Here is a 23,502-nt window from a genome sequence, read left to right as displayed (position 1 = left end):
TTTAATGAATTTGAAAGGCGAAGATAAGCGGAATGACTAATAGGCGGTAGCATTGCTTGCTTCGTTGTTGTGTTTTGCATTGGAAATCAGGTTGTCGAGCGTCCATTCAATCCGGTGCTGAAAAGGATGCTGCCGTTTCAGACAATCGGCTTTAATACAAATGGGGCAGCCAAAAGGCAGGCATCCATCGGTATGTACAAACATTTCAAAGGCATCTCCAAACTCATCCTGTATCAGCTTGCGCAGGGCATCCACTTCGGTATGCGCCTCATGCACATTCAGGTACCAGGGAACGGTAAGGTGACAATCTACATGCAGTAGACTGCCATACTTAATTACCCGCAGGTTGTGTATATCTACCCAGTTGGGGCGGCGGTGCTGGTTAAGCAACACTACCATGCGTTGTAACAGCTCCATATCCGCCTCATCCATAATACCGGCCAGCGAGCGGCGGAGTATTTTATAGCCGTTGTAAATAATAAACAGCCCCATACCCAGCGCAATGGCTTTATCCAGCCAATAGAGCTTTGTAAACAGTATAATCAGCAAACCGGCAATAATGCCCAGCGTGGAATACGTATCTACCTGTAAATGGTTGCCTGCGGCCTGCAATGCCAGTGACTGATTGCGTTTGCCGGTACGGATGCACCAGGCGCCTGCCACGTAGTTAACCACGGCTGTTATGGCTATTAGTATTAAACCATTATCCAGTTTCTGTATAGGTCTGTGTTCAATAAAGTTGAGGATGGTTTCGTAAATAATAAGGGCCCCTGCGGTGATGATTAGAGTACCCTCTGCTGCGGCGGAAACAAACTCGGCCTTGCCATGGCCATAGGGATGATCGGTATCACGCGGTTTGGCTGCTACGTACAGGCTGTACAGGCCAATAAAACCGGCCATAATATTCACAATGCTTTCCAGTGCATCTGTTAATATAGCAAGGGAGTGTGTAAGAAACCAGGCTGTTATTTTAGCTATAAACAGCACTATAGAGAGTGCTGTTATCCATTGCTGTACTTTCAGATTTTGCCTGGCTGTTGTCAAATCAGGTAACGGTTTCTGCAAAGGTAGTAAAACGGCCTGCTACTATAAAGCGGCCGTTTTTTCTTTCGTATCTTCTTCTTTGGAACGTTTTATCAGTTTGCGTACTTTTTTAAAAAAGCGGAAGTAAGCTTCTTTGTTAAAAAGCTGCGAATCGCTCATGGCCTTGGTGGTAAGGAACAGGCCAATGGGCACCAGTACCATGGTAGATAACCACATACCCACACCAATAGAAGTAACGCCTTCTTTGGCAAATTTTTCACCCATGGTGTTGAGAATGTAGAATACCACAAAGAAAATGATGGCAAATACCAGCGGCATACCCAAACCACCTTTACGGATGATGGAACCCAGCGGTGCCCCAATCATAAACAGTACAATACAACCGGCAGACAGCGTGAATTTGCGGTTCCACTCAATCCAGTGCTTGCGCAGTATCTGGCGTTTGGCTACGTAATCGTTACTGATTTGTGTAATGTTGGTGCTTACCATGCTTATCTGCGAAATAGCCCTTTCATCTACCTGCTCGCGGATAGAATCTGCTATCAGGGCATCAAAGTTTTTGGCTTTTACAGGTGGTGGCACTTTTACTTTAGCCCAGTTACTATCGCCAAATCTGGCAAAGGTGAGGTAAGCTGCTGTTTCGCGGCGGGCCCTTTCATAAAAGGTTTTAAAGCCCTTTTCCAATGAATCTATGGATATTGTCAGCTGGCGTACGCTCAGCATTTTGGCGTCGTATTTAAACAGCGAATCTTCCGTTTTGCTTTGCTTAAAACTGCTCAGGTCCATCACCTTCTTATACTCCTTAAAACCCAGGCGTATAAAATCGGTACCTAATGAGTTGCGGGGGCCGTTCTCTTCATAACGCCAGCCATTGCGCAGGTTAAACTCCAGAAACCTTTTATCAGGCGTTGTGCGCATAATACCGCTTTCCGCAACCAGCATGCGGTCCTGCAGGTTGTACGCCTTTTCATAAATCACCACATTGCGTATGGTGCTGTCGTCCTTTTCCTTCTTACCAATTTTGATAACAAAGCCGTCTATCTTATCGTAGAAAGTACCTTCTTTAATATCAAACGCGGGTTTGGTAACAATGATGTCGTACTTCAGCGCATTCAGTTTCAGGTTTACTACCGGAATAACGTTGTTAGAAAAGAGAAAAGCAATACCACTGATGCCAATGGTTACCAGTAACAGGGGGCGCATAAAGCGTACCAGCGGAATACCGGCCGATTTAATGGCTACCAGTTCAAAGCTCTCGCCCAGGTTGCCGAAGGTCATGATAGAGGAGAGCAGCAGCGCCAGCGGCAATGCCATGGGCACGTTAAAAGCCGCCACATAGCCAATAAGCTTAAAGATGGTGAATATATCTAATCCCTTACCTACCAGATCATCAATATACAGCCAGAAGAACTGCATTACCAATACAAACAGGGCTATCAGGAATGTAGCAAAAAAAGGCCCTACGAAGGCCCTTATAATGAGTGTATCAAGTTTTTTAATCACTTAGTTATCTCCTTACATTTAAGCTTCGGGGTTTCCTGCGAAACCGTTGCCGTGGCAGTGTGGTTAGTTGCCCAGGCGGTGAAACAGATCTTTCACCTGATATTCCCACAACTGGCTCTGATCTTTAATCTCGTTCTTTTCAGCAAAGTCTTTGATTACTAAGATGGTCTGGTTGGTGATTTCAGTTTTTTCGATTTTGAATTCGAAAAACTCTTCTTTAGGCAGGTGTAACCAACGGTAACGGACAAATTTATCCAGTTCTTTTTCTACCAGTTCTGCTTTATCAGGAGTACCGCCATTCCAGGAGAAGCTGAAAATATTATCCCTTTCATCCACCTTGTCTGCAAACCACTCCTGCAAGCCCGCCGGTGTAGAGAGAAACTCGTACAAAATGGAGGGGGAACATCTCACAGGGTATTCCAGCGTATATATCTGTTTTTTACTCATTACACATCGTTTAATCTTCAAACAATCAAGGGCTGCAATAATATTAAATAATTGATAGCCCGTAAATAATTTTTCTATCAAATCAGGGGCATTTTGCAAATGCCTGTTTTTCAGGGATTGCATAGGGAAATAAAATTGCTTTCGTTACAAAAAAATGTTAAATTGCTGTTACATGTTACTCTAGTAACCCTTCCGACTACTTAAACACCTGCATATGAGCATGCGCCAATTAAAAATCACCAAGTCAATCACTAACCGTGAGTCGCAAAGTCTTGAAAAGTATCTTCAGGAAATAGGAAAGGTGGATATGGTAACTGCTGAAGACGAAGTAAGACTTGCCTCTGAAATTAAAAAAGGCAATCAAACTGCTTTAGAGCGTTTGATTAAAGCCAATCTGCGTTTTGTGGTATCTGTGGCCAAGCAGTACCAGAACCAGGGCCTCTCCTTGTCCGATCTTATCAACGAGGGCAACCTGGGCCTTATACGTGCTGCCATCCGTTTTGATGAAACCAAGGGTTTCAAATTCATCTCCTACGCTGTATGGTGGATACGCCAGAGCATTCTGCAGTCACTTGCCGAGCAAAGCCGTATTGTACGCCTGCCCCTGAACAAAGTGGGCCTCAGCAACCGCATCAGCAGGGCGTTTCAGCAGCTGGAGCAGGAGTATGAGCGCGAGCCTACGCCCGAAGAGGTGGCAGAACTGCTGGAGGTAGGGCTGGAGGATGTATCGGCCAGTATGAGCATCAATTCCCGCCATGTAAGTATGGATTCTCCATTGTCTGATTCAGATGATGCCATTACGCTGGTAGATGTACTGGAGAACTCCAATGCCGAAAGTACCGACCGCAAGCTGGACTACTACGAGTCGCTCAGCCGCGATGTACAGCGGTCTATGTTATCCTTAACCAGCCGGCAGAAAGATGTGCTGTGTTATTTCTATGGTATTGGGGTAGACCATCCGCTGAGTCTGGAAGACATTGGTGAGCGTTTTAACCTCACGCGGGAAAGGGTAAGGCAGATTAAAGACAAGGCCCTTAGCAAGCTTAAAACCAAAACCTGTAGTCATTTACGGGTATACCTGGGCTAATACCTATATTTGCGGTTCTAAATACCTAGAATTGCTATGTTCCAGAACCTGTCAGAGAGGTTAGAAAGTGCATTTAAGAACCTGAAAGGCGAAGCTCGCATTTCGGAACTGAATATTGCCAATACGGTAAAGGATATCCGCCGCGCGCTGATTGACGCGGACGTTAACTATAAGATTGCCAAGGAGTTTACCGATAAGGTTAAGGACAAGGCACTGGGTGAGAAGGTGCTGAATGCCATTAGCCCCGGCCAGTTAATGGTGAAGATTGTTCAGGACGAACTGGCTGAGTTAATGGGCGGCAAGGAAGCTGAATTTTCCATTACAGGCAATCCCGCCGTTATTCTGATTGCAGGTTTACAGGGTAGTGGTAAAACCACTTTTACCGGTAAACTGGCTAATTATCTCAAAACCAAAAAAGGCAAATCACCACTGGTGGTTGCTGCGGATATTTACCGTCCGGCGGCGATTGACCAGTTGACCGTACTGGCTGAGCAGATTGGCGTGGATATTTATGCCGAGCGTGATAACAACGACGCGGTAGCCATTGCGCAGAATGCGATTAAGGAAGCCAAAGCAAAAAACAAGAACGTAGTTATCATTGATACTGCCGGCCGTTTGGCGGTGGATGAGGTGATGATGACCGAGGTGGCTAACATAAAGGCTGCAGTAGGCCCTACTGAGATTCTGTTTGTGGTGGACTCCATGACGGGTCAGGATGCGGTAAATACTGCCAAAGCCTTCAATGAGCGTCTGGACTTCAGCGGTGTGGTACTTACCAAGTTAGATGGCGATACCCGAGGTGGTGCGGCCCTTTCTATTCAATACACGGTAAACAAACCTATTAAGTTTGTGAGCAGTGGGGAGAAGATGGAAACCCTGGACGTGTTTTATCCGGAAAGGATGGCGCAGCGTATTCTGGGTATGGGTGATATTGCCTCGCTGGTGGAAAAAGCCCAGGAGCAGTATGATGAGGAGCAGGCACGCAAGCTGGAGAAGAAGATACGTAAGAACCAGTTTGATTTTCAGGACTTTCTGGATCAGTTACAGCAGATTAAGAAAATGGGTAACCTGAAAGACCTGATGGGTATGATTCCCGGTGTGGGCAAAGCCATTAAAGACGTGGATATCAGCGATGATGCTTTCAAAGGCATTGAGGCGATGATTAATTCTATGACTCCTTTTGAGCGTTCTAACCCCGATGAAATTAACCCAAGCCGTCGTCAGCGCATAGCCAAAGGTGCTGGTAAACAACTGAGTGAGGTAAATGCCTTTATGAAACAGTTTGACCAGATGCGCCAGATGATGAAGATGATGAATAAAATGCCCATGGGCCGTATGCCCGGTATGATGGGTAAAAGATAGTTGCAACACCGGTTTCGGCGAAAATGTTAAGTCTTGCCGAAACCGGGAATTTACGCGATTGAATTTTGGATTTTATTTTTTGATAGTTTACTTTTGCCCTCCATTAAAAAGTTAACCTAATTGTTTAGCCTTTAAATGTCTATTTAACATGGCCGTAAAAATGAGACTACAGCGCCACGGGAGCAAAAAAAGACCATTCTACTTTATTGTAGTTGCAGATGCCCGGGCCCCAAGGGATGGTAAATTCATCCAAAAAATTGGTACGTACAATCCTCTTACTGTACCCGCTTCTATCAGTTTAGACCGTCAGAAAGCGCTGGAATGGCTGCACAAAGGTGCTCAGCCTACCGATACAGTACGTAGAATCCTTTCATTCAAAGGAGTATTGTACCTGAAGCACCTGTTGAGAGGTGTGAAACTGGGATTGTTTGATGAAGCTACAGCAATGACTAAATTTGCTAAGTGGCACGAAGAACATGAAGCAAAACTGAAGCAGCGTAGCGAAGAGAACAAAAGGGCTCAACGCGCTAAGCGTCCGGGTGGTGCTCCTGTAAGAAGAGTACCGCAAAGGAACGATCAGCCTGCTGAAGGTCCTGCGGAAGCATAATCGGATCAATGAAATTCCTGTAAAAGTCCCGGGTATAAAGCGCCTGGGACTTTTATTTTTTATACCCATCGTTACTGAAAAGATCTCCCTGTTTTATGGATTACATTCATATAGGAAAAATAGTAGCCACGTTTGGCGTTAAGGGTGAATTGATATTACTGCATGCTCTTAACCGTAAAACTGCTTTAAAAGATGTGGAAGCGGTTTTTGTGGAGGAAAAAAACGGCACCCGTCTTCCTTATTTTCTCGAAACTTCCAAAGCCAAAACCGGTACAGAAATTTATCTGAAACTGGAGGGTGTAGATACCAAAGAGGCGGCTGTGGCACTGGTGCAAAAAAAAATATGGCTGCAGGATGCTGACTTCCGCAAGCTGGCAGGTACTAAATCGCCCATCAGCCTGCTGGGCTATCAGTTAATACACAGCGGTGAAAACCTGGGCGCTATAGAAGAGGTAATTGAGCAGCCACACCAGGTATTATTACGCATTACATACAAGGGCAATGAGGCGTTGATTCCGTTGCACGATGAAACACTGGAGAAGGTGGACAGGGTGAAAGGAGAAGTGCATGTAGTGCTGCCCGAAGGCTTGCTGGAGATTTATGAATAGGCGGGGGGACTGAAAAAAGAAAGGCCGAGGTAAAGACCTCAGCCCGTTTTTAATCCGTACCCTATGAAAACTTGTTCAAATGTAATGCTTGCTTTAAATACTCCAAAAAAAAATTATTAACATTTTTTCTAAAGGGTTAAAACACTTAGTTAAAAATAAAAGATATGATGCTGATAGATACCCATACGCATTTATATAGTGATGATTTTGAGAGCGATAGAAAGGAAATGATTGAAAGAGCTGTGCAGGCAGGCATTGGGCGTATGTATATGCCGGGTATAGACAGCAGTTGCATAAATGATATGTTGTTGTTGGAACAACAATATCCGGAGGTGTGTATTCCTATGATGGGATTGCACCCTTGTTATGTAAAAGAAAACTATAAACAAGAATTGCAGATAGTTAAAGACTGGCTGGATAAACGTCCATTTGTAGCAGTGGGAGAGATAGGGCTTGACTTTTACTGGGATAGCACCTTCGCCGATCAGCAACTGGAAGCGTTTAATCTGCAGATGGAATGGGCGCTGGAAAAAAATATTCCTATCGTTATTCATACCCGCAATGCCATGCAGCCGACCATAGAAGCGGTAAAACCTTTTGCCGCCAGAGGGCTGCGGGGCATTTTTCATTGCTTTAGCGGTAGCTATGAAAGCGCGGTGCAGATTACCAACATGGGCTTTCATCTGGGTATAGGTGGTGTACTTACCTATAAGAACGCCGGACTGCCCGCTGCGCTGGAAAAAATAGACTTGTCTTTTATGGTACTGGAAACCGATGCCCCCTACCTTACGCCGGTGCCCTTCCGTGGCAAGCGTAATGAAACCGCTTATGTTACTTATGTAGCTGAAAAGCTGGCCGAAGTGAAGCAGGTAAGCGTAGAAACCATAGCCGAAATAACTACCCAAAACGCTTTAAAAATATTTCATGGTTAATTGAACGGAAACCGTATTTTTGCCACCCTTTACGGAAATGGAGACGTGTCCGAGTGGTTGAAGGAGCACGCCTGGAAAGTGTGTATACGGGAAACTGTATCGCGAGTTCGAATCTCGCCGTCTCCGCCAGATAACTTTCAAAAGTTACAGAGCCTGCAAATAATGTTTGCAGGCTTTTTTGTTTCCGTGCTCTCTGTTACATATATAAAAGGCTGTGTATTGCCTTTGCTTTTCAACCTGACCCGCTTTTCATCTGTTTAACAAAACGAATAGCTTCTTTTGGGGTTAACGCCTGTCGTGAGTTTGGAAAACACCTTACGACTGTCCCCATTCAAATTCACAATTATCAAAATTCAGCTGCTCCAGATCTTGCCTGGGTATCAGTACGCTAAACACGCCTTCGTCATTAAAGCCGTTTGTGCCTATCTGCAACAGTAATACTTTATCGGAGTAAGTAATGGCTTCTATTTCTTCCTGCCCCATCTGGCAATGTGTATATATACCAAAGATTTTAGAGCGGTTGCTGCCTGCAAAATCATCCCATACTTTGCCTTCTGCATTTACGTTGTCCCATTCATATTCAGGCTCGCGCAGGCGCTCAGACCAGTTTTCTGTATCGGGAAATACTTCGTTTATCAGCACACCGGAAAAGAAATGATCTTCATGTTCTACTATCTGCCGTACCAATGCATCATTGGGTACATCTGCGTAAAATGCCTTGCCGGCATTGGTTATCAAGTCGCAGAAGAAAAGCAGTTGCCCTTGTTTGGGTAGCAGGCCGGTTGTATCAAATGGGGCAATCGCTTTCAGGTCAAGCTGCGCTGCAAAACGCAGGTTTTCAGGATGGCTGATGCCAGGTGGAAAGTCTATAACAGGGCCTCCATAGCGCGATTGGCCCATGGGTATATCCAGTTCAGTATGTTTTATATAGTTTTCCGGCATCCAGCTCTCGTGTTTCATAGAGGCCGGGTAGTACTGTTTGGGGTGTGCGGTAAAGCTGATGATGTTAAAGGAGCGGGAAGTGTTTTGCATGTGTTTTTTGCACTTTTGGGCAAGTTATGTGCCAGCCTTACTCTGGGAAGAACGGGTTATGCCTTAGTAAAATACATGAGGTGGCAATGAGTAAGCCCGCCCGGAAGCGGGAGGGCTTTTAAGTATCAGATCCCCATCCGACGGGTGGTTTTACAGGTTAGTCAACAGCGTTGCCGGACGATTGGGAGTTGTTATTGCCAGCTCCCTTCATATCACGTGTGTTCTTTTGCACAGCAATAGCTGCAAAAAGGCTTAGGGTAAAAGACATGGCATAGAATCCTTTTTCACTTCTTACAAGGTTGGCATTCCACAGGCCTACTGTAAGAAGTACGATTGAAAGAATAGTGGTAACCCAGGCAATACCGTAGTACAGGTTGGTTACCGGTATATTTTCCATCTGGTCGCGCACGGCCTTTTGTACAGAAATGGCAGAGAACAAACCAAATAATAATACGGTGAAGTAATATCCTTTCTCGTTAAGCTGCATATCGGCATTCCACAATCCGATATTATAAGCTACTACGCCCACTAAAAGTGCGGCCCAGGAGGCGGCTATAAAGGCGGCTGACGGCTGTAAACTATTCTTGTTACTCATATACTGTTCGTTTATGGTAGCAAAGCTATCAGGTGGCCGTGAGCCCGTTTTTGACAATAGTCAAAAACGCAGAAAATGGTTTGTTAAAGCCGGGCGCGTATGCGGCTGAGTGTTTCCTGCGATATGCCCAGGTAAGAAGCGATATAACCCAGGGGTACCCTTTCAATAATATGCGGACTTTGTTGTAACAGTTCTTCGTAACGTTCGGTGGCAGTTTTAAACTGGGCGTTTACATAACGTTCTTCCAGGCGTATGTAATACTTTTCGTACACGATGCGTACCAGCCGTTCAATTTCGTGATGGCGGTCGTACAGGCCCGTAAGTGCTTCTTTTGAAATAGCCCATAGTGTGCCTGCTTCCATCAGCTGAATGCTTTCTACTGCGGGCTGATGGGTAATGAAGCTGTGAAAGGAGGTGATGAAGTCGTTTTCAAAGCCAAACCAATGGGTGATTTCTTTTCCATCGAGGTTGTAGTAACCCCGCAGACAACCCTGTTCCAGAAAGAACATATGCCGGCAGGTTTTACCTTCTCTTATCAGAAATTCATTACGTGGAAGCGTTATTTGCTGAAAACATTCCTGAAGTGCTATCTGCGCTTCGCGGCTCAAGTGATAAAAGTTTTTAAGATGGGCGAACAGTTGATCCATAAGTAACACAGGTCTGCTTCAAATATAGGCAAACCCGCTGGTTGCCGTGTGGTTGAAGATGGCTATTCACCGGAATACCATCATGCTGAATGGGCGGAGCCAAAGGCAAATGTGCGAGGCGCCGGGTTTAATCGGTTATGAAGATTATCTATTTCCAGCAAATCGCCCACGGCGGTTTCAATACACTCACGGGAGAGGGCATGTACAAAAATATCGGGCAGGCGTGGGTGCTGTTGTTGCGGGGGGGCATCCAGGTATTCTACAGAAGCCACTGTAAGGTAGCAGTAGCGTCCATCGGGCAGGTTTACCTGTACATAACATACCTGATGCCGGGGCTGCCAGGTGTGCGTGCTGGTTGCTTCAAACTCTATGCAAAGGGTAAATGGTTTCATGTGCTTACTTGTACTGGTAAAAAATGCCGGTGTCGAAAATAGTCCATACACAGGCTTTTTGTCCGCAGCTTTTCAAGCCGTTGTTTGCCCAGGTATTACAGGTATGAAACAGATGATAGCTGCCGCGTGCTTCGTAAAAAGCATCATGTTTGCCATAGTTGGCGGTGGTGGGTATATATACCGGCATGCCGCCGGCAGTGGTATCCAGGGTGTTGCGTATATAAGCCACCAGACGGGCATATTGTGCTTTGCTGATTTCAATTTTACGGCATTCCTTGTTTTCCGACATCATGCGGTAGTAGGTGGCATGTACGGCAGAAGTACTGAGTCTGAATGCGGCTTTAAAGGCGGTACCGAATTTAAGATCGGCCCAGGTAGGAGTTTCCAGGTAAAATCCTTTATCGCCCCAGCCAAAAGCCAGCCATTGTGCGGTAGTGTCTTTGCTGCTTGTGTTGGAGAAAGGAATGTATTGGCTCCAGTCAATGTATTCACTCTTAACAGGCACTACCAGATCGGTATGTACGCCATTGGTGAGAATGTAAATAGCCATTTCCGGGCGTGTATCTTTTTCTCTGGCAGTGCTGATGCGGGAAAGGGTAAATGCAGATAGCAGATAAAGGAGCAGCAGCGCCACAAGGGTGAGGGCTGAGTAGGCGATCATACGCAATATTTTCTTCACAATAGTCATTCAAACAAGGGGTTAAGGGTGCGTTAAATGTATTAAATGCTGGTTACATTGTAAATTTAATTAGGGCTTTGGGGCTTTTTTTATTTATGAACCATTCCATAATAGCGCAAACGCCGCGGTTGCAGTTGCGGCAGATGACAGAAGCAGATGCCGGAAACCTGTTCCGGCTTAATCAGGATGAGGATGTATTGCGATATACCGGCGATGCGCCTTTTGCCGATGTGGAAGCGGCTGCAGCCTTTTTGCGTGCGTACGATCAATACCGGCTGTATGGCGTGGGGCGCTGGGCGGTTACGCGCGTGGCAGACGGTTGTTTTCTGGGCTGGTGTGGTTTAAAATATACACCCGCCAGGGAAGAGTATGATGTGGGCTTTCGTTTTCTGCGTCAGTACTGGGGGCAGGGGTACGCTACAGAGGCTGCACAGGCATCCATTGAGCTGGGTTTCAATCAATTTCATATACAGGTTATTGTTGGCAGGGCCATGGCTGCCAACAGCGCTTCGTTGCGGGTGCTGGAAAAGGCCGGGTTAAAGCTGGCCGGGCGGCTGGATTTTGACGGGCAGCCGGGCTGGTTATACACAATTCGCAATCCCTTTTTGTAAGCTATTTCCCTATTCCGTAAATCGATTTTCCCAAAAGCGTAGACCTTCAGGGAACAAACAGGTCAATTTTGTAACATGGCATGGTGCCATGCTGTTAAACCGGACTGTTTAAACAATTTACTACTGAGTGATGGGGATAGTTAAGACAAAGCAACCGCAGAAGAAAAAAGGGAAATCTCTGTTCCGCCGCGTAAATGACTGGCTGCATTTGTGGCTGGGGCTGGCAAGCGGCATTGTGGTAGTAATAGTGAGTATTACCGGATGTATTTATGTTTTTGAGCGTGAAATACGGATGGTAACCGAGCCTTTTCAGTTTGTGAAGGCGGAGAACAGGCCTATGCTGCCTCCCTCTGTGCTAAAGCAGAAAGCAGAGCAATATGCTTTTGCCGGCAAAACAGATACACTGGAAAGAAGAATTACCGGTGTTACCTATAATCCTCCCGGCCATGCGGCCATGAGTGCCTATAACACTAAAGCCACCGGCTACACCGCCATTTATCAGAACCCTTACACCGGCGAGGTTCTGCATGAAAAGCGGTTTGAGAAAGACTTTTTCCGTATTGTGCTGATGGGACATTACTACCTGTGGCTGCCCCACGAAGTGGGACATGTGGTGGTAGGCTGGGCTATATTTATTTTTGTATTGCTGTTGATAACGGGCCTGGTAATATGGTGGCCGAAGAACCTGAAAAAGGCGAATGTTGATAAGAGCTTTAAAATAAAGTGGGGTGCCAGCTTTAAGCGGGTAAACTACGATCTGCATAATGTACTGGGCTTTTACGTGCTGCTGGTGGCGTTTGCCATTGCAGTAACAGGGTTGGTCTGGAGCTTTGAGTGGTGGGGTAAATCTTACTACTGGTTGCTTTCCGGCGGTAAAAAGCTGGAAACCGGCCGTGGTAAAAATCAGCCGCCTGCTAAAAATGATCCCGGTACCACTGCTATGTATGCGCACCCGGAAGATGTATTGTGGCAGCGTTCGATGGCGCAGTATCCAGATAATCAGGGCTATTTACAAATAGGTTTCGGGGCTAAGAAAACTGACCCGCTTACGGTATACTATAACCCTACATTGAAAACCTATTACAAGCGCGAGTTTAAAACGTATAATTCCAATACACTGGCAGAAATTCCGCGTAAGGGTATTTACAGTACGCCGTATGCCAAAGCAACGGTGGCAGATAAAATTTACCGGGCCAACTACGATATTCATGTAGGGGCTATTGGTGGTATTACGGGTAAAATCATTGCCTTTTTTGCCAGCCTTATCTGCGCCAGCTTACCTGTAACCGGCTTTATTGTATGGTGGGGTAAGAAGAAGAAAAAGAAAAAGCCTGCGGCAGTTTCTGTACCACGCAAAGCAGTTGTAAAAGAAGAAGCCATGGCAGAGATGGTTTAATACTTAGTGCCGGCCGTAGGCATGTGGGGAGTAATCCGGCATCTTACGGCTTTTGTTTGCAGGTAAAGTAGTAAGAATAAGGGGTGTTTGCCGGTATAAGCCTTACTGTAAATATATTCGCTGAATATATTAGTAAACCTCATTTATGACATACCCCTTTTTACGCTACCTGCTATTGCTGGCAGTTGGCCTGTTTGCGTGTAGTATAGCACAGGCCCAGCAAGACACCAGTCGCTTCAGACGCAATGGCTTTGCAGCCGAATCTATTTTTGCCGATTCCGGCAAGCTTACATCCGGAGATTACATGATGCATATTGAAGATGCCTACCAGGCTTTTAACCATGTAATGGGCATGGGTAAGCTGCGGCATGAAATATATGAACTGAAGGACCAGCTGAACGACAGCGACAGCGCCCTGCGGGTGGTGGGCCGTGTGGTAAACACAGTGGGTAATACCCTGGATGTGCGTAACCTGCAAATGTTCAGTATTCTGTTAAAAAACGTGCAGGCCGATATTCTGGAAAGCGAACAGGAGATAACTGCTGCAGGTAAAGAGATGGAGGTGTTAAAGGAGGAACTGCGTAAGCTGATGCGCGATACCACACTGCGCAAGCTGGTGCGCGATTCTGTAGCCCGTCTGCCTTTTCTGGAACAGTTAAGAGGATTGCGCAGCAAGCGGCGTGGTGCCGACAGTGTGCTGAAAGCCAGCCTTACTTATATTAACCAGCTGAAAATGCAGACCTCTGCATTGCAGATTACCTGCTCGGAACTGAGTAATAAGGTAGAAGAGCGTTTGCGGATGACGGGCATAAAATCGTTCAGCAAAGAAGTGCCGTTTTTATGGGAGTCAGGTAAAGCTGCCAAAGCCGCAGCTGCTATAAAAGCCAGAACATCTGCTACCCAGACCGGTGATGAAAAGAAAGCACTGAGCTATTACCTGAAAGAGGTGGGTGGCAAACGGTTGCTGCTATTGTTATTTGGCGCGTTTTTTTTCTGGTGGATTACCTATAACCTGCGGGTGATACGTAAAAATGGAATGGCACATACACTGAAGCATTATCATATTTACTACCTGGCTATGCAGCCTATAGCAGCTGCTTTTGTGCTGATGTTTAGCATAGCGCCTTTGTTTGATATGAATGCACCGGCTGCTTATGTGGAGTCGATGCAGTTTTTTTTGTTAATAGCCCTTACATTTATTTTTTACAGGCAATGGCCGCGCCCGCTGTTTAAAACATGGCTGAGTGTGGTGGTGCTGTTTGTGTTGTTTGCCTGGGTAGGGCATACTACCACGCCTACCTTATTACGACGGTATACCTTTATTGTACTGTGTGGTGCTTCTATAGCCGCCTGGCTGGTTTTTCTGAAAAGGTTGCCGGAGCAAACAGCACTAAAGCGATTTATAAAAACAGCATTGGTTATTAACCTGCTGCTGAATGCGCTGGCCATTCTATTTAATGCTTATGGCAGGGTTACCCTGTCGCACGTGTTTGCTACTACTGCCATTTTTTCCTTTACCCAGGCGCTGGGCCTTTCGGCATGTTTTACAGTGCTTACAGAAGGTATTCTGTTACAGGTGCATGGCAGCCGGGTGAGGCAGGGTATACAGAAAGGTTTTGATGGGGCAGTGGTAACAGCCGGGTTTCAAAAGCCGCTGATGGCTATGACGGTGCTGGTATGGATGATTGGTTTTACCACCAACATGAATATGTATGCGCCTTTATCGCAGGGCATTGGCCGCTTTCTGGCAACCACCCGGAGCATAGGCAGCGTAACTTTCTCCTTTGGCAGTGTGGTGTTGTTCTTCCTGATTATTATGCTGGCGCACATGTTACAGCGCTATATCGGCTACTTTATGGGTGCGGTAGATGATGAAGAGGAGGAGGGTGCAAAAGGGCAACGGTCGCGCCTGTTGATTACCAAGCTGGTGCTGATTACGGCAGGTTACCTGCTGGCCGTAGCGGCTTCGGGGCTACCGGTAGATAAAATTACCATTGTACTGGGTGCCCTGGGCGTGGGTATTGGTATGGGCTTACAGAATATTGTAAACAACTTTGTATCGGGCATTATTCTCATATTCGACCGGCCGCTGCAGATTGGCGATTCTGTAGATATAGGTACCAAATCGGGCAAGGTTAAAGAGATAGGATTGCGTAGCAGTACGCTGTTTACAGCAGATGGGGCAGAGGTGATTATTCCTAATGGCGATATATTGTCGCAACAGATTACCAACTGGACATTCAGCAACAATTATAAACGGCTGGATTTATCGCTAACCATTGCAGGTACGGATGACAAAGAAAGATTGGAGAAGCTGATTGCCGATGCAGTAACAACTTCGCCGTTTACCTTACAGCAAAAAACGCCTGTGGTGTTGTTTGAAAAAATGAAGAGTGGGGAGATGAGCCTGAAAGTATACTTCTGGTGTGCAGAAGTTCAGAAGGCGGAACTGGCAAAAAGTTCTGCGCATTTTCTGTTGTATCAGGCGGTTTCGGCACAGGGGCTGGAGTTGAAATAGTTATTTTTCTGTACGCTGATGGCGAAAAAAACAAGTGTATCATCATAAAAATCCCCCTGAAAGTGAGATACTATCAGGGGGATTTTTATGAATAAAAGAAACTGATACAGCCCTTTTTTTTGTATGTTTTTAAGCGTTGCAGTCAACGCTCGATGAATGTTGCAAATGAACTGGGATTAATCTCCCTTTCCTTTCTCGCCTTCAAAGTTGTCTGTTTTGTGTTTAAACAGTACGTTGAAGGTGGTGAGGGAGCCGTAGATACGGGTGATGTATTGTTGCAGGCTAAACTTGTCTTCATCTGTAAGCACGGTGTGTGCGTTAATGCGTTGTTCCATTACACGCAGGCGATCGCGCAACATTACTATTTTATGAAAGAACACGTCAACGGGTATTTCTTTGTCTTTCAGGCTGTCATCACCGGGGCGCAGAATCATTAATCCGTTCTTCCATTTTTCACCCAGGGGGACTATTTCTGTTACATCACTCCAGGTGCGGAGAATTTTAATCAGCGCTTCTTCCGCTTCGTTAAAACTAACGTTGTACTCAGGATCGATCCTTTCAATTACTTCCAGGTTCTCTTCCTTTTTAACCTGTTTAATACCCTGCTCAATAAAACAGATATCGTATACTCTTTTATGAACATGAATTACCACACCTGCCCCAAAGGAGGGGTGTTGTACACGGGAGCCTACGCCCAGTAGATTATCCATACAGCTTACAATTTATGCTTTGAGAATATATTATTTTCTTTCGCCTATCTGCTGACGCCACATTGCGTAATAAAGTCCTTTTTCCTGCAACAGACTTTCGTGCGTACCTGTTTCTGCTACCTGCCCTTTCTCCAGCACATAAATGCGATCGGCATGCATAATGGTGCTTAACCGGTGTGCAATGAGTACGGTGATCTGTTCTTTTTTGGCGGAGATCTCTTTGATGGTAGAGGTAATCTCTTCTTCTGTTATAGAGTCTAATGCGGAAGTAGCTTCATCAAAAATCAGCAGGCGCGGGTTGCGTAGTAAACTGCGGGCAATGCTCAGCCTTTGTTTTTCACCACCACTCAGTTTCAGGCCACCTTCGCCCAGCATGGTTTCCAACCCTTTTTCTGCACGTTGTAACAGGGGGCCGCAACTGGCTTTGTTCAGTACATCGGTTAAATGCTCATCACTGGCAGAAGGCTTAACAAACAACAGGTTTTCGCGGATTGTACCGGCGAATAACTGGGTATCCTGTGTTACAAAACCAATCTGTTCGCGCAGGGCATCAAAGTATATATCGTGCGAGTCGGTATTATTGTAAAGCAGTTTACCAGTTTGCGGAACATATAAACCTACCAGCAGTTTTACCAGTGTGCTTTTACCAGAGCCGGAAGGACCTACAAAGGCAATGGTTTCACCTTTGCTGGCGTGGAAACTAATGTTGTCGATGGCTTTGTAATTGGCTGTCTGGTGTTTGAAAGATACGCTTTCAAATGCCAGGGTTTCAATACTGCCTACAGGAGTGGGAACCGTAGGCTTAGGTTCTACCGGCCTTTGCATAAGCGTATGGAAATTATTCAGAGAGGCTTCTGCTTCTCTGTACGACATAATGATGTTGCCTATTTCCTGTAGCGGGCCAAAGATGAAGAAGGAATACAGCTGCATGGTAAACAGCTGGCCTACAGATACCTTATCGCGAAATACCAGGTATAACAGCAGAAACAGAATTACCTGCCGCAGGGTATTTACAAACGTGCCCTGAATAAAGCTGATGGTACGGATGCTTTTTACCTTTTTCAGTTCCAGCCCCAGTATTTTAAAGGTGTTGTTATTGAGGCGGCTGATTTCCTGCTCGCTCAGCCCCAGGCTTTTTACCAGTTCAATGTTCCGCAGACTTTCGGTGGTACTTCCGGCCAGTGCAGTGGTTTCGTTTACAATGGTCTTTTGAATTACCTTGATTTTGCGGCTTAACAGGCTGGTAAGCCAGGACAGCAGCAGAATGCCGGCAAAGTACGTGGGGATAATAGACCAGTGAATACTGAATGCATAAACGGTTACGAACACTACGCCCACCACAATACCAAAAAACACGTTGATAAAGCTGGTGATGAATTTTTCGGTGTCGGTTCTTACCTTGGTAAGAATACTGAGCGTTTCGCCGCTGCGCTGATCTTCAAAATCCTGAAAGGGAAGTTTTAACGAATGTTTTAATCCGTCGGTGAAGATTTTTGCGCCAAATTTCTGAATTACCACGTTTACCACATAATCCTGGAAGGCTTTGGCAATTCGTGATACCATGGCTACACCCATACTGGCCAGCAGTAGTATAATAACGCCGTGGATGTAGGACGATTGATCACGGATCAGTCCACCCTTTTCTTCTGTAGTGTGCGGGTGGCGGGCAAAGCGGTCAATGATTTTTCCAAAAATAAGCGGGTCGAGCAAAGAGAAGGTCTGGTTGATGGTGGCGAGTAAAAGCGCCCAGAATACCAGCCATTTATAAGGTCTGAGGTACAATAATAAAGTTCGCATAGCGCAAGTTACATACTAGTTAGATACTTTTAGTTACCCCATGCTTCCCGGTCCAGGCTGCGGTACTGGATGGCCTCGGCAATATGGGCAGAAAGTACCTGTGTACTGCCTTCCAGATCGGCGATGGTACGGCTTACTTTTAGTATGCGGTCGTAGGCCCGTGCGCTGAGGTTAAGGCGGCTCATGGCGGTTTTTAGCAGTGCGGCTCCAGTAGCATCGGGCGTACAGTATTCGCGCAGCAGTTTACTGCTGATCTGGGCGTTGGCATGGGTGCCGGGATATTGCCGGTAGCGTTCTGCCTGAATATTACGGGCGCGGATAACTCTTTCGCGGATAGTGGCGGAAGAGTCTGCGCGCGGAAGATCGGTGCTGTTGAGCTGTGTAAAGGCTACAGGGGTTACTTCCACATGCAGATCAATACGATCCAGCAGTGGGCCGGAAATTTTATTCAGGTACTGCTGCACTTTGCCGGGTGCGCAGGCGCATTCCTTCTCCGGATGGTTATAAAAGCCACAGGGGCAGGGGTTCATACTGGCAATCAGCATAAAACCAGCCGGGAAATCCAGTGCAGTGCGTGCCCTGGAAATAGTCACTTTCCGTTCTTCCATAGGCTGTCGCATTACCTCCAGTACCGACCTTTTAAACTCCGGAAGTTCATCTAAAAATAATACGCCGTTGTGGGCCAGTGATATTTCGCCGGGCTGTGGAGAGGCACCGCCGCCTACCAGCGCCACATCACTGATAGTGTGGTGCGGGGAGCGGAAAGGGCGTTGCTGAATAAGGGCGGTATGGGCAGGCAGTTTACCTGCCACACTGTGTATTTTGGTGGTTTCCAGGGCTTCCTGTAGGCTAAAGGGGGGCAGAATGCCGGGCAGGCGTTTAGCCAGCATGGTTTTGCCTGCACCGGGTGGGCCTATCAGCAGCGCGTTATGGCCACCGGCGGCGGCTATTTCCAGGGCACGTTTAATATTTTCCTGCCCTTTTACTTCACTGAAATCAATATCTCCTATGCCTGGTGCTATGTTGAACTCTTCTGCTGCATTGGCGAAAACAGGCGTAAGCCGGGTTTCCCCTTTCAGCATTTGCACTACCTGCGACAAATGGTCAACACCGTATACCTCTAATCCTTCTACCATCGCTGCTTCCCGTGCGTTGGCTGAGGGGAAGATGAGGCCTTTAAAGCCTTCCCGTTTGGCCTGCATGGCAATAGAAAGTGCGCCTTTCAGGGGCTGGATATGTCCATCCAGGCTTAATTCGCCCATGATAATGTATTGCTGTAGCTTTTCAGGATGCGTTAACTGGTCAGTTGCGCCAAGTATGCCTAATGCAATGGGGAGGTCAAAGGCGCTGCCGCTCTTTTTAATATCGGCCGGAGCCATGTTTACTACCAGCTTGGTGCGTGGCATGTACAGGCCATTGTTTTTAATGGCGCTTTCAATACGCTGCAAGCTTTCTTTTACGGCGTTGTCGGGCAAGCCTACAATAAAATATTTTAAACCTGCGCTCACATTCACCTCTATGGTAATAGTGATTGCGTCCACGCCATACACGGCGCTTCCATAGGTTTTTACCAGCATAAGGAGACGGATTAAGAGATGAATATAGGGAATTAGCGGTGCAGTGTGGCTTAAAATTGGTGCCGTGGTACCTTAAAACGCTATTTCATACATATCTCATGTACTCCCTATGCAATATCTATGCTTTATGTATGCTCCATCCATGCAGTATCCATGCACCATCTATGCAGCAATGCCGCAGGCATGGTACATGGATGGCGTTTGGTTACTTATGCGCCTTTTGAAAGGTGAAGGGAATACTTTTCAGTTGATATCCCTTTTTCTCTAATAAGGCTATCAGTCCGTCGCTGTTGCCCAGGTGTCCGCCTCCTACTGCAATAAGCGGGTGTTCGGTACGGAGTATGGAGTCTATTTTATTGGTCATAGTTTCATTCCTTTTCAGGCGTATGGCTTCGTCAAAGCTGGCATCTACAGGCATATTATCATTTACCTGAGTCATAAGGTCGTTAATATGCTGTTTTGCATATACGGCTGTGAGTTCGCTTACCTGCTGGTTGAGTGATTTACTATGGTTAAAATATTTTTTCATCATTTCTGCCTGTCTGGTAATAGGTACCTGATCTATCGCTGCCATCTGGTCTTTGGTAGTTTCCAGGCCGCCTACAGGTTTTTGTTGTGCCATCGCTACTTTAAATATTTCCAGATCTACCATGGTGGCCTGGGTGGCGCTGGAGGTAAGCATAGATATTAATAACAATGGTTTGATAGCATATATTTTATCGCCCATCATTTTTATCATGGGTGAGGATGTTCCTAATGCTTTCAGTCTGTTTAAAGAAGGGGTATCCAGCAGTTTGTTCAGATATTGTGTGGTATCTGTTATCATCATAGCAGCCATCATTTCAGCAGGGTTCAGCTTTGAAAAATCCATTTCAAAGTATACCTTATCTACCTTAGGCAGTAGCTCAAAAGGTGCTTGTGGTAACTGATACATAGTGGTATCGAACATATGAACGGTACCGAATAACCAGGCGGGCTGTTTTAAATCGTTGCCGGTAATTTCCCATAGCAGCCCTGTTTGTTGTTGTGCACGCGTGGCTTTAATGCCGGTAACTAACAGGGCCAGACAGAGTATTGTGGCTTTCAGATAGCTATAGTTTCTCATGATAGGTATTTTATCCATTAGTATAGCTGCGTTGCAGAAGATTACACTAATGGATAAAATATTTTTATCCCGGAATGCGGATGCAGGAATTGTGAGCTGCTATAATTGATGCAGCATATCTACTACGCCTTCTTTTTTTAGGATCAGATAGCCGAGGCGGTCGTTGCTTATGCCTTCCCGCAGTTGGTAGCTGAACACCAGCTGTTCGTTCTGAATACTGGTTTCAAAATAGCGGAACAGGATATTGGGGTACTGTTGCAGGCTTTCTCCTATTTCGTATAGGTGGGTGGAGAGGATAAACAGCGTGTTCTTCATCTTGCGCAGCCCTTCCACTACGGCGGTACTGCATTTCATGGCATCCTGTACATTGGTACCTTTAAACAGTTCGTCAATAAGTATCAGCCATTTTTTGCCATCGTTTATTTTTTCGATGGTTTTACGGATGCGTTGTACTTCGTTATAGAAATAGCTTTCGCCTTTAATAATGTTATCAGCCATCTGAATATTGCTGAGCAGGCCGTGAAACAGGGTAAGCTGCATGTTTTCGGCAGGTACGCCCATGCCTACGTGTGCCAGATAGGTGGCAACACCTACAGCTTTAATAAAGGTACTTTTGCCGCCCATGTTGGCGCCGGTTAAAAACAGGAAGTTTTTATCGGGTGTAAGGGCTACGGAATACGCTACCGGTGTTTTCAATAAAGGGTGGTACAGGTTAGTAGCCTCCAGTAACGGCTGCTCCTGCTCCATAAACTCCGGAAACTGCAAACCGTGGTTTACGCAGGCCATGGCCATGCCATACCAGGCATCCAGCGTATGGTAAATATCCAGCAGTTCTAAAAGCGGTTGTTTAAAGTGCAGGCGCAGAAAACGGCCATATTCCAGTACTTTGGCAGGAGGCTGTGGTTGTTTGGTATCTTCCTTCAGCATTTTTTGCACCACAGGCATATCCAGCAGCTTGTTAATACGCTGAAAATGCTTGTCGAGCATGGGAGGAATAGCAGCATTGGTAAACAGGGCCTGTATTAAACGCAGGCCCTGCAGAAAGTCTATGCAATGTGTAACCGAGTATTTGATAATGGAATAATCCGGCCCGTTCACCAGCTTATACATGAAGGCATTTATACCATTGGCGCCTGCAGGAATATCTGTAACCGCGGTTTCGTAAAACCGTTCTATTACCATTACCGTTCCGTTAGATATTTTTTCGGGCCACAGCGCATGCACTTTAATCAATTGTTTCAGTACCTGCTGGGTAGCTGTTATTTCCTCACGGCTGGAAAGCGGATGCGCGAGCATATGGTGCAAGGTATCTCTGCCACCAATGGTGCGCGTAAAATCAATAAAATGAAATACAGATTGCTCTTCCTCCGCGTGAAAAATAGACAGGTCGGTAAGGGTAGTTTTGTCTGCCTGCATGCAATAGTTGGTTTTTCAGTCTGATTAATCTCTGTTAAAGCTAAGCCTCATTCCTCTGTTAGATTCATCAAACGTACCATTTCCATAAACCAGACGACCGTTTACAAAAGTATGTGTAACAGAAGCGGGGTAGGTAAAGCCTTCAAAGGGGCTCCAGCCGCATTTATACAGTATGTTACCGGTGTTTACGGTATAGGGTTGGTTCAGGTTTACCAGTACCAGATCGGCATAGTAGCCTTCGCGTATAAAGCCTCTTTCTTTAATGCTAAAGCAAGTGGCTACGGCATGGCTCATTTTCTCCACTACTTTTTCAATGGTAATTCTGCCTTGCTGTACATAATATAACATAGTAAGCAGGGAGTGCTGTACCAGCGGCAGGCCGGCGTGGGCATGCTCGTAGGCTTCATTTTTTTCTTCTATGGTATGTGGGGCATGGTCGGTGGCAATTACATCCAGCCGGTCATCCAGCAGGCCTTTCCACAGCGCTTCGCGGTTAAAAGGGGCTTTAATGGCCGGGTTACACTTTATTTTATTGCCCAATGCTGCGTAATCATCACTGGTAAAGTGCAGGTGATGCACACATACTTCGGCAGTAATGCGTTTATCGGCCAGAGGCACCATGTTGGTAAACAGCTGTAGTTCTTTTTCGGTGGTGATATGAAGAATGTGCAGTCGGCTGTTGTGCTTTTTGGCAAACTGAATGGCGCGGAAAGAAGATTCGAAGCAGGCCTCTTCATCCCGGATAATGGGGTGGTCACTGGCATCCAGTACCGGTTTCTGCTGTTTGCGGGCTTCCAGATTGCGTTTGATAATGGCTTCATCTTCGCAGTGGGTAGCTATGAGCAGTTCGGTGCCACCGAATACTTTTTCCAGCATCAGCGGATTATCTACCAGCAGGTTGCCGGTGCTGCTGCCCATGAATATTTTTACACCACATACACGGTCTTTCTTTTCGTTGGTACGTAATACCTCTTCTATATTATCGTTGGCAGTTCCCATAAAAAAGGAGTAGTTGGCCAGTGAGGTTTGTGCGCCTATATCGTACTTCTGCTCCAGCAGTTCCTGGCTAAACACGGGTGGTTTGGTATTGGGCATTTCCATAAAACTGGTTACGCCACCTGCTACAGCCGCTTTGGCTTCTGTATAGATATTGGCTTTATGGGTAAGGCCGGGCTCGCGAAAGTGTACCTGATCGTCAATAGCGCCGGGAAGCAGGTGCAGGCCTGTGCCGTCTATTTCGGTTACGGCTTCCTGCACTTCAATAGTGCCGCCTACTTTTTCAATTCTTCCGTTTTTAATGAATACGTCGCCCTGGATAGTGTTTCCTTCGTTGACGATGCTTGTATTCCTGATCAGGTAGTTCATATTGTACAAATTCAAATAGCAAAATTCAAAAGTAAAAATTCAAAAGTAAAAACCGGGCTTTTATGATTTTTG

At 46.1% G+C, this 23,502-nt stretch carries 22 protein-coding genes and 1 tRNA gene; 9 read left to right on the top strand and 14 right to left on the bottom strand.

What is annotated here, in order from left to right:
- Positions 1-36 precede the first annotated feature (36 nt).
- The 3 genes from IEY13_RS25290 to IEY13_RS25280 all read right to left on the bottom strand — a co-directional run bounded on the left by IEY13_RS25290 (position 37) and on the right by IEY13_RS25280 (position 2,994).
- A complete protein-coding gene (locus IEY13_RS25290) occupies positions 37-1,044 on the bottom strand; it encodes a cation diffusion facilitator family transporter (protein WP_188957639.1) in 1,008 nt (335 codons plus the stop codon).
- Positions 1,045-1,086: 42 nt separating this feature from the next.
- On the bottom strand, positions 1,087-2,547 hold the full coding sequence (locus IEY13_RS25285) for an LptF/LptG family permease (protein WP_188957637.1): 1,461 nt from the start codon (positions 2,545-2,547) through the stop codon (positions 1,087-1,089).
- 63 nt (positions 2,548-2,610) lie between these two features.
- The gene (locus IEY13_RS25280; RefSeq protein ID WP_188957635.1) at positions 2,611-2,994 is read right to left on the bottom strand and encodes an START-like domain-containing protein; all 384 of its coding nucleotides are present in this window, start codon (positions 2,992-2,994) and stop codon (positions 2,611-2,613) included.
- A 214-nt stretch (positions 2,995-3,208) separates the two neighbouring features.
- On the opposite strand from IEY13_RS25280, the gene IEY13_RS25275 reads away from it, so the two are divergent.
- The 6 genes from IEY13_RS25275 (at position 3,209) to IEY13_RS25250 (ending at position 7,719) form a co-directional block, all read left to right on the top strand.
- Entirely contained in the window at positions 3,209-4,081 is an 873-nt protein-coding gene (locus IEY13_RS25275) for a sigma-70 family RNA polymerase sigma factor (RefSeq protein WP_229688009.1), read from the top strand.
- A 36-nt stretch (positions 4,082-4,117) separates the two neighbouring features.
- Positions 4,118-5,443 (top strand): signal recognition particle protein, encoded by a 1,326-nt coding sequence (gene ffh / locus IEY13_RS25270; protein WP_188957634.1) that lies wholly within the window; start codon positions 4,118-4,120, stop codon positions 5,441-5,443.
- A 148-nt stretch (positions 5,444-5,591) separates the two neighbouring features.
- Positions 5,592-6,050, top strand: a complete 459-nt coding sequence (gene rpsP, locus IEY13_RS30380; RefSeq protein ID WP_188957632.1) for a 30S ribosomal protein S16 — start codon at positions 5,592-5,594, stop codon at positions 6,048-6,050.
- 95 nt (positions 6,051-6,145) lie between these two features.
- The gene (rimM, locus tag IEY13_RS25260) at positions 6,146-6,658 is read left to right on the top strand and encodes a ribosome maturation factor RimM (protein WP_188957630.1); all 513 of its coding nucleotides are present in this window, start codon (positions 6,146-6,148) and stop codon (positions 6,656-6,658) included.
- 164 nt (positions 6,659-6,822) lie between these two features.
- Positions 6,823-7,590, top strand: a complete 768-nt coding sequence (locus IEY13_RS25255) for a TatD family hydrolase (RefSeq protein WP_188957628.1) — start codon at positions 6,823-6,825, stop codon at positions 7,588-7,590.
- A gap of 39 nt (positions 7,591-7,629) precedes the next feature.
- A tRNA-Ser gene (locus IEY13_RS25250) sits at positions 7,630-7,719 on the top strand.
- A 186-nt stretch (positions 7,720-7,905) separates the two neighbouring features.
- On the opposite strand, the gene IEY13_RS25245 is transcribed toward IEY13_RS25250, so the two are convergent.
- From IEY13_RS25245 to IEY13_RS25225, 5 genes are all read right to left on the bottom strand, one after another.
- Positions 7,906-8,622 carry a DUF1963 domain-containing protein gene (locus IEY13_RS25245; protein WP_188957626.1) on the bottom strand — a complete coding sequence of 239 codons (717 nt, stop codon included), beginning with the start codon at positions 8,620-8,622 and terminating at the stop codon, positions 7,906-7,908.
- 157 nt (positions 8,623-8,779) lie between these two features.
- Positions 8,780-9,217, bottom strand: a complete 438-nt coding sequence (gene yiaA / locus IEY13_RS25240) for an inner membrane protein YiaA (RefSeq protein ID WP_188957624.1) — start codon at positions 9,215-9,217, stop codon at positions 8,780-8,782.
- An 83-nt stretch (positions 9,218-9,300) separates the two neighbouring features.
- Positions 9,301-9,864: a Crp/Fnr family transcriptional regulator gene (locus tag IEY13_RS25235; RefSeq protein ID WP_188957622.1), complete on the bottom strand. Its 564-nt coding sequence runs from the start codon at positions 9,862-9,864 to the stop codon at positions 9,301-9,303.
- An 80-nt stretch (positions 9,865-9,944) separates the two neighbouring features.
- Complete coding sequence (locus IEY13_RS25230; protein WP_188957620.1) at positions 9,945-10,256, bottom strand: hypothetical protein; 312 nt, start codon at positions 10,254-10,256, stop codon at positions 9,945-9,947.
- A gap of 4 nt (positions 10,257-10,260) precedes the next feature.
- Positions 10,261-10,917, bottom strand: coding sequence for a TIGR02117 family protein (locus tag IEY13_RS25225; RefSeq protein WP_229688008.1), 657 nt, complete (start codon positions 10,915-10,917; stop codon positions 10,261-10,263).
- A gap of 113 nt (positions 10,918-11,030) precedes the next feature.
- Between IEY13_RS25225 and IEY13_RS25220 the strand changes: the two genes are divergently transcribed.
- The 3 genes from IEY13_RS25220 to IEY13_RS25210 all read left to right on the top strand — a co-directional run bounded on the left by IEY13_RS25220 (position 11,031) and on the right by IEY13_RS25210 (position 15,460).
- A complete protein-coding gene (locus IEY13_RS25220) occupies positions 11,031-11,546 on the top strand; it encodes a GNAT family N-acetyltransferase (protein WP_188957616.1) in 516 nt (171 codons plus the stop codon).
- A 130-nt stretch (positions 11,547-11,676) separates the two neighbouring features.
- The gene (locus IEY13_RS25215) at positions 11,677-12,942 is read left to right on the top strand and encodes a PepSY-associated TM helix domain-containing protein (RefSeq protein ID WP_188957614.1); all 1,266 of its coding nucleotides are present in this window, start codon (positions 11,677-11,679) and stop codon (positions 12,940-12,942) included.
- A gap of 145 nt (positions 12,943-13,087) precedes the next feature.
- The gene (locus tag IEY13_RS25210; RefSeq protein WP_188957612.1) at positions 13,088-15,460 is read left to right on the top strand and encodes a mechanosensitive ion channel family protein; all 2,373 of its coding nucleotides are present in this window, start codon (positions 13,088-13,090) and stop codon (positions 15,458-15,460) included.
- A 176-nt stretch (positions 15,461-15,636) separates the two neighbouring features.
- Here the strand turns inward: IEY13_RS25210 and IEY13_RS25205 are convergent, their stop codons facing one another.
- The 6 genes from IEY13_RS25205 to IEY13_RS25180 all read right to left on the bottom strand — a co-directional run bounded on the left by IEY13_RS25205 (position 15,637) and on the right by IEY13_RS25180 (position 23,430).
- The gene (locus IEY13_RS25205) at positions 15,637-16,170 is read right to left on the bottom strand and encodes a DUF8685 domain-containing protein (RefSeq protein ID WP_188957610.1); all 534 of its coding nucleotides are present in this window, start codon (positions 16,168-16,170) and stop codon (positions 15,637-15,639) included.
- 30 nt (positions 16,171-16,200) lie between these two features.
- Positions 16,201-17,967, bottom strand: a complete 1,767-nt coding sequence (locus tag IEY13_RS25200; protein WP_188957607.1) for an ABC transporter ATP-binding protein — start codon at positions 17,965-17,967, stop codon at positions 16,201-16,203.
- Positions 17,968-17,996: 29 nt separating this feature from the next.
- Positions 17,997-19,544: a YifB family Mg chelatase-like AAA ATPase gene (locus tag IEY13_RS25195; protein ID WP_188957605.1), complete on the bottom strand. Its 1,548-nt coding sequence runs from the start codon at positions 19,542-19,544 to the stop codon at positions 17,997-17,999.
- A 205-nt stretch (positions 19,545-19,749) separates the two neighbouring features.
- The gene (locus IEY13_RS25190) at positions 19,750-20,649 is read right to left on the bottom strand and encodes a TraB/GumN family protein (RefSeq protein ID WP_188957603.1); all 900 of its coding nucleotides are present in this window, start codon (positions 20,647-20,649) and stop codon (positions 19,750-19,752) included.
- A gap of 99 nt (positions 20,650-20,748) precedes the next feature.
- Positions 20,749-22,065: a MutS-related protein gene (locus tag IEY13_RS25185; protein WP_188957601.1), complete on the bottom strand. Its 1,317-nt coding sequence runs from the start codon at positions 22,063-22,065 to the stop codon at positions 20,749-20,751.
- A 24-nt stretch (positions 22,066-22,089) separates the two neighbouring features.
- Positions 22,090-23,430 carry a dihydroorotase gene (locus tag IEY13_RS25180; RefSeq protein ID WP_188957599.1) on the bottom strand — a complete coding sequence of 447 codons (1,341 nt, stop codon included), beginning with the start codon at positions 23,428-23,430 and terminating at the stop codon, positions 22,090-22,092.
- Positions 23,431-23,502 lie beyond the last annotated feature (72 nt).

Source organism: Filimonas zeae (genome assembly GCF_014641615.1).
Classification (GTDB): domain Bacteria; phylum Bacteroidota; class Bacteroidia; order Chitinophagales; family Chitinophagaceae; genus Filimonas; species Filimonas zeae.
This window is presented reverse-complemented; position numbering and strand designations above follow the sequence as displayed.